This is a genomic window from uncultured Coprobacter sp., from assembly GCF_947855755.1.
Lineage (GTDB): Bacteria > Bacteroidota > Bacteroidia > Bacteroidales > Coprobacteraceae > Coprobacter.
In genome coordinates, this window is sequence record NZ_CANUAR010000018.1 from 66,326 (window position 1) to 75,862 (window position 9,537).

The 9,537-nt window shown below is 37.9% G+C and carries 6 protein-coding genes and 1 CRISPR repeat array; of the genes, 4 read left to right on the plus strand and 2 right to left on the minus strand.

Annotation, left to right across the window (positions count from 1 at the left end; translation table 11 throughout):
• The first annotated feature begins 1 nt into the window (after window position 1).
• The 3 genes from Q0093_RS10315 to Q0093_RS10325 all read left to right on the plus strand — a co-directional run bounded on the left by Q0093_RS10315 (window position 2) and on the right by Q0093_RS10325 (window position 2,055).
• Window positions 2-649: a DUF5063 domain-containing protein gene (locus Q0093_RS10315; protein ID WP_297930120.1), complete on the plus strand. Its 648-nt coding sequence runs from the start codon at window positions 2-4 to the stop codon at window positions 647-649.
• Window positions 624-1,271, plus strand: coding sequence for a 3'-5' exonuclease (locus tag Q0093_RS10320; protein WP_297930121.1), 648 nt, complete (start codon window positions 624-626; stop codon window positions 1,269-1,271). Before Q0093_RS10315 ends, Q0093_RS10320 begins: the two co-directional genes overlap by 26 nt.
• Before the next feature lie 259 nt (window positions 1,272-1,530).
• Window positions 1,531-2,055 (plus strand): hypothetical protein, encoded by a 525-nt coding sequence (locus Q0093_RS10325; protein WP_297930123.1) that lies wholly within the window; start codon window positions 1,531-1,533, stop codon window positions 2,053-2,055.
• A gap of 152 nt (window positions 2,056-2,207) precedes the next feature.
• Here Q0093_RS10325 and Q0093_RS10330 read toward each other — a convergent pair whose 3' ends face one another.
• A complete protein-coding gene (locus Q0093_RS10330; protein ID WP_297930125.1) occupies window positions 2,208-3,560 on the minus strand; it encodes an MFS transporter in 1,353 nt (450 codons plus the stop codon).
• 122 nt (window positions 3,561-3,682) lie between these two features.
• Window positions 3,683-5,092 (minus strand): 23S rRNA (uracil(1939)-C(5))-methyltransferase RlmD, encoded by a 1,410-nt coding sequence (rlmD, locus tag Q0093_RS10335; protein WP_297930128.1) that lies wholly within the window; start codon window positions 5,090-5,092, stop codon window positions 3,683-3,685.
• Between the two features lie 207 nt (window positions 5,093-5,299).
• Between rlmD and ppdK the strand changes: the two genes are divergently transcribed.
• The gene (gene ppdK / locus Q0093_RS10340; RefSeq protein ID WP_297930131.1) at window positions 5,300-8,014 is read left to right on the plus strand and encodes a pyruvate, phosphate dikinase; all 2,715 of its coding nucleotides are present in this window, start codon (window positions 5,300-5,302) and stop codon (window positions 8,012-8,014) included.
• Between the two features lie 319 nt (window positions 8,015-8,333).
• A CRISPR array of direct repeats spans window positions 8,334-9,453; the repeat unit is 47 nt; unit sequence GTTGTGATTTGCTTTCATTTTAGTATCTTTGAAGTATCGGAAACATC.
• The last annotated feature ends 84 nt before the right edge of the window (window positions 9,454-9,537 follow it).

Here is a 9,537-nt window from a genome sequence, read left to right on the forward strand (position 1 = left end):
TATGGATAACTATATTTTTTCAAAAAACACAATCGAGTTTGTTACAGTCGGTGTCGAATTCTGCTCCTTAATGGAAAAAGTTCAGGAAAGCGAAAAAAACGAATTTATAGATACCGCTGTAAAAATTCTTCCTTTACTTTATCTCAAAGCGGTATTACTCCCGGACTCCAATGAAGAGGACGAAGAATATGACATAAATATAGAACATTTTGTTACTGAAGAAATTTATGAATATATTCGCAACAGCATAGAACAAATATTAGGTGAACAAGATTCATATCTTGAGGTTTTCCATGCAGATATGCAATACAGTGAAAGTCCTATCATTGCATATATATCTGAAGATCTTACAGATATATACCAAGATATTAAAGATTTCATATCGGTATATAGCTTGGGAAATGAAGAATGTATGCGCATATCCTTGAACGAATGCAAAAATAATTTTGCAGATTATTGGGGACAGAAACTCGTAAATGTTTTAAGAGCTTTACATTCGTTGAGGTACTCTTCAGAAGATACGGACGATGAAGAAGTGCATCATCATGACAATGTAAAACCGACAAACGGAAATAATCTATTTTCTCAACGCCAAGAATCATGGAAGGAAGATATGAACATGGATGAATGGAATAAATGGAATGAATAAATATAAACCGACAAAAATAACAAAAGAAGAAATATCTAAACTGGAAACAGATGCTTTTTCAGGACGTATTATCGTGGTTCAAAATGAACAAGATATAGAAAAAGCGGTCTCATATCTTTCGGATTTTCCTATTCTGGGAGTAGATACCGAAACCCGTCCCTCTTTCAGAAAAGGGAAATCTCATACTGTCGCTCTCATACAAATCGCAACAGAAGATACTTGTTTTCTTTTCAGAATAAACCGAACAGGTTTTACTCTTACACTGAAAACACTATTCGAGAATCCGAACATTATAAAAATCGGGTTATCTTTAAAAGATGATTTTTCTATGCTTCACAAAATAGCACCGTTCGAGCCAAAAGGTTTTATCGAACTGCAAAGTTACGTGAAACAATTCAATATAGAAGACATGAGTTTGCAAAAGATATATGCCATCCTTTTCGGAAAAAAAATATCCAAATCTCAAAGATTATCTAATTGGGAAGCCGATATACTTTCTGATGCTCAAAAAAAATATGCGGCAACCGATGCATGGGCTTGTGTCCGCATATATAAAAGTCTTTCGACAGGGTGTTTTTCAGATTTTTATAAAAACAGACCTGCAGTGCAAGAGACAGTTTAATTTCGCTTCAATTTAATATGCATAAAAATGAAAAAATCGAATTTAATAACTATCATATTATTAATTTATTTGGGTGTCATGGCTTATATCGGCTGGCCCAAATTTATCGAAGCCGGCCAATACGTCGAATATTTTGCTATTATATTAGTTACTCTAATCATAATATTTTTACTTAGGGTCGTTTTACGTAAAAAAGAACGGTTAAAAAGAGAACGGCGACAGCAACAAGATTCATATAAATAACAAAAACGAAACCGATATGTCAAAGAAATTAATAATCATCACATGTTTGATCTGCCTGAGCTTTTCTATTCCAGCCCAGACAGAGAGAGGACATTGGCTATTGAATCCGCAATTCACGGCATTTGACTTAAGCGGAACAAACAACGATCTGGATAAAGATAATCGATTTAAACTCGGAATGGGTTTTAAAGGCGGTAATTTTTTATGCGACAGATTGGCTTTATTAGTAGGTGTAGGATTTAAAGTCGATCGACAAAATGATTATAAGGACAATAGCATAAATTTAAACACAGGATTGCGATATTATCTTTTTTCGAAATTATATTTGTCTGCAGAATTGGGTTATGACAAAGTATGGCTTAGAGAATACAGTTCGAATATTACCCGAAAAAGAGATTATTTTTATTTTGGAGCCGATCTGGGATATTCGATATTCGTATCCCAAAATGTCGCAATAGAACCGGACGTTTATTGGAAATACAGTTTCACCGACCGAAGGAATGAATATGGATTTAAAATCGGTATCGGTGTATTTTTCTAATAAGAAGACCTCAGAGTCTGTCCAAATTTAAACAGGCTTTAAGCAAGCAATTATAATCTCAAAATAAAAAATATGGGGCGATTGAAATTTAACTGATCGCCCCATATTTTTTATTTCTTATAGACAGATAAAAAACAGACCTGTTCTGACTTTTAGCAGTCTTTCATATTCGGCTTCTCCAACCCATAGCCGTATTTTTTATCTGCAACTTTCAACAAATAGGCAACAATAAACGATAAAGTGGCAAAACCTGTAAAGACAAACATAGGTGTCGTATAATCATAAAGATTTGCATTATTCTCATTTCCGACAACGCAATAATTATCCAATACCCACCCGATAAGGTTAGGTACTCCCCATAAACCTATATTCTGAATAAAAAAGATAAGCGCATACGCTGTTCCCAACTGGCGGGCCGGGAAAATCTTAGTTACACTCGGCCACATCGCTGACGGAACAAGGGAAAATGCAATACCTAAAATAATCATCAGGATTATCGCCACGAGATAATTGGTGATAAAAGGTAATGCATAGATACAGTGAACTCCGATAAGCATTGCTGCCCCCAACATCATAATACTCGCACCTTTTCCCTTGCAATCAAGATAAATACCGAATACAGGTGTTAGGATCAATGCTCCCAAAGCCGGCAGGCCGGCAATTGTACCAGCCAAATTATCACTGATTCCGTATTTATTGATCATGAGTTCGGAAGCAAATTTCTGAAACGGAAATACACAGGAATAGAATAATACACACAATAAAGCGATCAACCAGAAACCCGGATTAATCAAAATATTTTTTACATCTTTAAAACTGAATTTACTCTCGTCTTCTTCCTCTGCATAGTCTTCTTGCTTATCGAGCTTCCGATCCATCACAGCGTATATAAAAAACGTTATCAACCCGATAACCAACAACACTAAACCTAAAAGTACCGGAGTCGATATAGAAAAACTCTTTGCCAAAGGAATAGATACCGAATAAGCGACTTGAGAACCTATACGAGCCAATGCTACTTGAATTCCCATCGCAGTACCGAGCTCTTTTCCTTTAAACCACTTTGCAATAATTTTAGTAACGGTAATTCCCGCAACTTCTGCTCCGACTCCAAAAATAGAATAACCGGCAGCAGCGATAAAAACACCTTGCTTGTAACCGAAAAACGTTGCTTCTGCCGAAATATCCGCTGTCATGCCATAATACTGCAAAGAAGTACCTAACACCATCAAAATCGCCGCGATTTTTCCGGTCAATCGTATTCCGAAACGGTCAAGCATCAAACCGCCCCAAATCAACATCAACAAAAATACGTTCAAAAAGCTATATGCTCCCGTAAAGAATCCAAAATCACGACTGGTCCAATCCAAATTGGCTTCTAACATAGTTTTCAGCGGAGCCATAATGTCGTTTACAAAATATGCCGCCATCATGGTGAAAGCGACAATTCCCAACGCAGACCAACGCACGAGAACAGAATCTCTTAAAGTTTTTTCCTTTTCCATCTTCTTATTTTAAATTATTTTTCAAGTATCAATACACAAAAAGAAACGGAAAGCAAAAAATTCCTCCGAGCTTTCCATTTTCCTTATTTATTCCGAATACGAGAGATAATATTATCTCCCCTTTATTTTTTTACCAACAATACTACATTTTCTACATGATGAGTATGTGGAAACATATCTACCGGCTGAACTTTTTCGACACGATATTTTTCATCCAACAGATTCAGATCCCGCGCCTGAGTTGCAGGATTACAACTGACATAAACGATTTTTGTAGGTTCGGCAAACAAAATGGTCTTTATGACATCATCGTGCATTCCGGCTCTCGGAGGATCGGTAATAATAACGTCGGGGCGACCGTGTTCGCTGATAAAATCTTGAGTAAGAATATCCTTCATATCTCCGGCATAAAACAAGGTATTGACGATGCCGTTCAAATCCGAATTTACTTTCGCATCTTCAATCGCTTCCGGAACATATTCTATCCCTATCACTTTCCGGGCACGGCAAGCTACGAAATTCGCAATAGTCCCAGTCCCCGTATATAAGTCATAAACAAGTTCTTCACCGGTAAGTCCGGCAAAATCTCGAGCTATTTCATACAATTCATACGCCTGTTCAGAATTGGTCTGATAAAAAGATTTAGGTCCTATTTTGAACTGTAATCCCTCCATCGACTCCAATATATAATCCCGACCCTTGAATACATGAACCTTTTGGTCGGTAATCGTATCATTAGCTTTCTGATTTATTATATATAATAAAGAGGTAATTTGAGGAAAGGTCTCCGCAAGATACTCCATCATAGCATCGATTTTAGACCTATCATTCTCAAAAAAGACAACAATCAACATAACTTCACCAGTTGATGTCGTACGAATTATGATATTACGCATCAACCCTTGCTGTTCTCTCAGATCAAAAAAAGAATAATCATGATCAAGCGCGAATTTCCGAATAGCCAACCGTATATCATTAGAGATATTATCCTGCAGCCAACAAGTCTTAATATCCAATACCTTATCGAACATTCCGGGAATATGGAATCCTAACGCATTCCGAGAATCGAAAGTTTGTTCAGACTGCAATTCTTCTTGTGTCAACCATGATTTATTCGAAAAGGTAAATTCCAACTTATTACGGTAAAAACGAGTCCTTTCCGATCTTTTTATCACAGAAATTTCCGGTAAATCGATTTTCCCGATCCGGGAAAGGTTATCAAAAACTTGCTGCTGCTTATAAGCTATCTGTTTTTCATACGGGATATGTTGCCATTTGCATCCTCCGCATATACCGAAATGCGAACAAAACGGCTCAACACGTATTTCGGAATATTTATGAAACTTCAATATTCGCCCTTCAGCATAACGATGTTTTCTTCTATATAATTGCAAATCGACAATATCTCCGGGAGCGGCAAACGGAACAAATACAACTAAATCATCAATCCGAGCTATCGCCTTGCCTTCAGCAGCCACATCTGTAATCTCAACCTGTTCTATAACAGGAAGCTCTTTCTTTTTACGTGCCAAAATAGTACTTTTAAAACAAAAACAAATTTGGTCAAAGTTAAGCATATTTCTTAAACAATCTATACGTATATTCCAAAAATCAATGACAGGTCAAAATTATTCTCAGAATTTTTGCATATTTAATCATAACTCATATTTTTGTAAAGAGTTAACCCTTTGTTACATTTATTTCAAGAACAAAGACATATTAATAATTTTATTTATACTATGAAGAGTGTTTATACTTTCGGGAACGGCAAAGCAGAGGGTCGTTCTGACATGAAAAATCTGTTGGGAGGAAAAGGTGCCAATCTTGCTGAAATGAATCTGATCGGAGTTCCTGTACCTCCCGGTTTCACGATCACAACTGAAGTTTGTACAGCCTATAATAAAGAAGGAAAAGATGCAGTTGTAAAATTAATTAAGGCTGATGTAGAAAAAGCGATGGCCCATGTAGAGAATCTGATGGGAACAAAATTCGGCGATGCAAAAAATCCCTTATTAGTTTCCGTTCGTTCCGGAGCAAGAGTTTCTATGCCGGGTATGATGGATACGGTATTGAACTTAGGATTGACAGATGAAGCGGTAGAAGGTATTGCCCAAAAATCGGGGAATCCTCGTTTTGCATGGGACTCTTACCGTCGTTTCGTTCAAATGTACGGAGATGTCGTATTGGGAATGAAACCTAAAAGCAAAGAAGATATCGATCCGTTCGAAGAGGTAATGGACGAAGTTAAAAAACAAAAAGGGGTAAAAAACGACACCGAACTGGAAGTCGAAGATCTCAAACTCTTAGTAAAGAAGTTCAAAGCTGCTGTAAAGGAATGCACAGGCAAAGATTTTCCGAATTCTCCATGGGAGCAGCTATGGGGAGCTATTTGTGCCGTATTCGATAGCTGGATGAACGAACGGGCTATCTATTATCGCCGCATGAACCAAATCCCCGAAGAATGGGGAACTGCCGTAAACGTACAGGCAATGGTATTCGGAAATATGGGTGAAACTTCTGCTACCGGAGTTGCATTTACGAGAGATGCCGCTACGGGAGAAGACATATTTAACGGTGAATATCTGATCAACGCACAAGGAGAAGACGTTGTTGCCGGAATCAGGACTCCGCAACAAATCACGATCGAAGGATCTCGCAGATGGGCTGCATTGCAAGGTATATCGGAAGAAGAACGTGCAAGCAAATACCCTTCACTGGAAGAAGCAATGCCTGCTTGTGCTAAAGACCTGATCGAAACACAACAGAAACTCGAAGACTATTTCAAAGATATGCAGGATCTTGAATTCACGATTCAAGACGGTAAATTATGGTTATTGCAAACCCGTAACGGAAAACGTACCGGAGCTGCCATGGTAAAAATCGCCATGGATATGCTTCGGGAAGGTGTCATCGATGAAAAAACCGCACTCAAAAGAATGGAACCGCAAAAACTGGACGAATTATTACATCCGGTATTCGATAAAAAAGCGATGAAAGAGGCTAAAGTAGTAGCCAAAGGTCTTCCTGCATCTCCGGGTGCGGCAACCGGAATGATCGTATTTTTCGCAGATGATGCGGAAGAATGGGCGGAAAAAAGAAAAAAAGTAATTTTGGTACGGATCGAAACGTCTCCGGAAGACTTACGTGGAATGAACGTAGCTCAAGGTATTCTGACAGCTCGAGGTGGTATGACTTCTCACGCAGCCGTAGTAGCTCGTGGCATGGGGAAATGCTGTGTATCGGGAGCTGGAGAAATAAAAGTAGATTATAAAGCCCGCACTTTGGAAATGGGCGGTCACATTTATAAAGAAGGAGATTGGATTTCTCTGAACGGATCGACCGGAGAAGTTTATGACGGACAGGTAAATACCGTTGATGCCGATTTAAGCGGAGACTTTGCAAAAATTATGGAGTTAGCGGAGAAATACACCAAAATGGATGTAAGAACCAATGCCGATACGCCTAAGGATGCTGCCGTTGCACGTAAATTCGGAGCAAAAGGTATCGGGCTTTGCCGTACAGAACACATGTTCTTCGAAGGTGATCGAATTAAAGCCATGCGAGAAATGATTCTTTCTAAAGATGAAGAAGGCCGCAGAGAAGCTTTGAAGAAACTGCTTCCCATGCAGCGTCAGGACTTCGAAGGTATCTTTATGGCAATGGACGGTTTCGGAGTAACAATACGTCTTCTCGATCCTCCCTTGCACGAATTCGTACCTCATCAGTTAGCTACACAGAAAGAACTGGCCGCAGAAATGGGGCTTTCTATAGAAGAAGTAAAACTTGCATGCGATTCGTTAGAAGAATTCAACCCAATGTTAGGACACCGTGGCTGCCGATTGGGATGTACATATCCTGAAATTACCGAGATGCAAGCTCGTGCCATTATCGAAGCTGCACTCGATGCAAAAGCTAAAGGAGCAAAAGTGATTCCTGAAATCATGGTTCCTCTGGTAGGCATAGTCGAAGAATTGAAGATGCAGGCAGCTATAATCCATCAAACTGCGGAAAAAGTGTTCTCGGAACGCAATGATCAAATCGAATATAAAGTAGGAACAATGATCGAAGTGCCCCGCGCTGCATTAACTGCTGATAAAATAGCGGAAGTAGCCGATTTCTTCTCTTTCGGAACAAATGACTTGACCCAAATGACATTCGGATTTTCTCGAGATGATGCCGGTAAGTTCTTGAAAATATACCAGGAGAAAGGAATATTGAAAAACGATCCGTTTGCAATCCTCGATCAGCAAGGTGTAGGACAATTGGTACGTATGGGAACAGAAAAAGGTCGTACTACCAAACCGAAACTGAAAGTCGGTATTTGCGGTGAACACGGCGGAGAACCATCATCTGTCAAGTTCTGTGCCTCTCTCAACATGAATTACGTGAGTTGCAGTCCTTATCGTGTACCTATCGCACGGGTCGCTGCCGCGCAGGCTGCTATTGAGGACTAACCCCCTTAATCTTACAATATCAGTTAGGCTGTAATACAAAATATTACAGCCTAATTTATATTTGAGGGAAAAATAAAATCTATTATTCCTACAACTTATCAAATATTCTTCTTTACACTGTGATCTCTTCAGTCTAACTATATCTATATTAATATCATAGTAGCACTTTTCTCTACTTTTATAGAAATGAGTATGATCAACATTTATCATATAATCTTACATTCTCAATTTTTTAATCCTTTATACAGAATTTTGTATTCATTTTAGTATCTTTGGTGTCGAAAATACTCAGATAGAATCCCCGACAGAAGCCCAGACAGTTGTGATTTGCTTTCATTTTAGTATCTTTGAAGTATCGGAAACATCTATATAATGCCGAAGTATTTTCATCATCTGGTTGTGATTTGCTTTCATTTTAGTATCTTTGAAGTATCGGAAACATCTCCCGCAATCTTTTAACCTCTGAAACATTGGTTGTGATTTGCTTTCATTTTAGTATCTTTGAAGTATCGGAAACATCCGCCAAGAATCTTCATATTCTTGACCTCCTGTTGTGATTTGCTTTCATTTTAGTATCTTTGAAGTATCGGAAACATCTGCAATTTTTTGTTTCAAATCGTCTGTCATGTTGTGATTTGCTTTCATTTTAGTATCTTTGAAGTATCGGAAACATCTGTTGTTACCGGAATTACATATTTGGGTAGGTTGTGATTTGCTTTCATTTTAGTATCTTTGAAGTATCGGAAACATCCTGCATCGACATGTACCGCACGTGGATAGGTTGTGATTTGCTTTCATTTTAGTATCTTTGAAGTATCGGAAACATCCTGCATCGACATGTACCGCACGTGGATAGGTTGTGATTTGCTTTCATTTTAGTATCTTTGAAGTATCGGAAACATCCCATATACATTATTCCATTTGTTGCTTGTTGTTGTGATTTGCTTTCATTTTAGTATCTTTGAAGTATCGGAAACATCATAACTTGTAAATTTCTCCAGTTTCACGATGTTGTGATTTGCTTTCATTTTAGTATCTTTGAAGTATCGGAAACATCCTATAATCCTCTTAATATGGCGAGATATACGTTGTGATTTGCTTTCATTTTAGTATCTTTGAAGTATCGGAAACATCTATACAGAAGGAAATAAGAAATAAAGTTAGTTGTGATTTGCTTTCATTTTAGTATCTTTGAAGTATCGGAAACATCAAACTTGACAAGTTTGAAGTCAGCTATGACGTTGTGATTTGCTTTCATTTTAGTATCTTTGAAGTATCGGAAACATCAAATATTTTATGTAACCATAAAAAATAATGTTGTGATTTGCTTTCATTTTAGTATCTTTGAAGTATCGGAAACATCTTGTATTACGAATGGTAAAACCAAACAATGTTGTGATTTGCTTTCATTTTAGTATCTTTGAAGTATCGGAAACATCATATTCAGTAGTATCAACTCCACCTTCTTGTTGTGATTTGCTTTCATTTTAGTATCTTTGAAGTATCGGAAACATCGCGATCTC

What these genes read in the sequence shown, in the direction of transcription:
- Q0093_RS10325 (WP_297930123.1), top strand. Translation starts at nt 1,531, where the DNA reads ATGTCAAAGAAATTAATAATCATCACATGTTTGATCTGCCTGAGCTTT.
- ppdK (WP_297930131.1), top strand. Translation starts at nt 5,300, where the DNA reads ATGAAGAGTGTTTATACTTTCGGGAACGGCAAAGCAGAGGGTCGTTCT.
- Q0093_RS10320 (WP_297930121.1), top strand. Translation starts at nt 624, where the DNA reads ATGAATGGAATAAATGGAATGAATAAATATAAACCGACAAAAATAACA.
- Q0093_RS10315 (WP_297930120.1), top strand. Translation starts at nt 2, where the DNA reads ATGGATAACTATATTTTTTCAAAAAACACAATCGAGTTTGTTACAGTC.
- Q0093_RS10330 (WP_297930125.1), bottom strand. Translation starts at nt 3,560, where the DNA reads ATGGAAAAGGAAAAAACTTTAAGAGATTCTGTTCTCGTGCGTTGGTCT.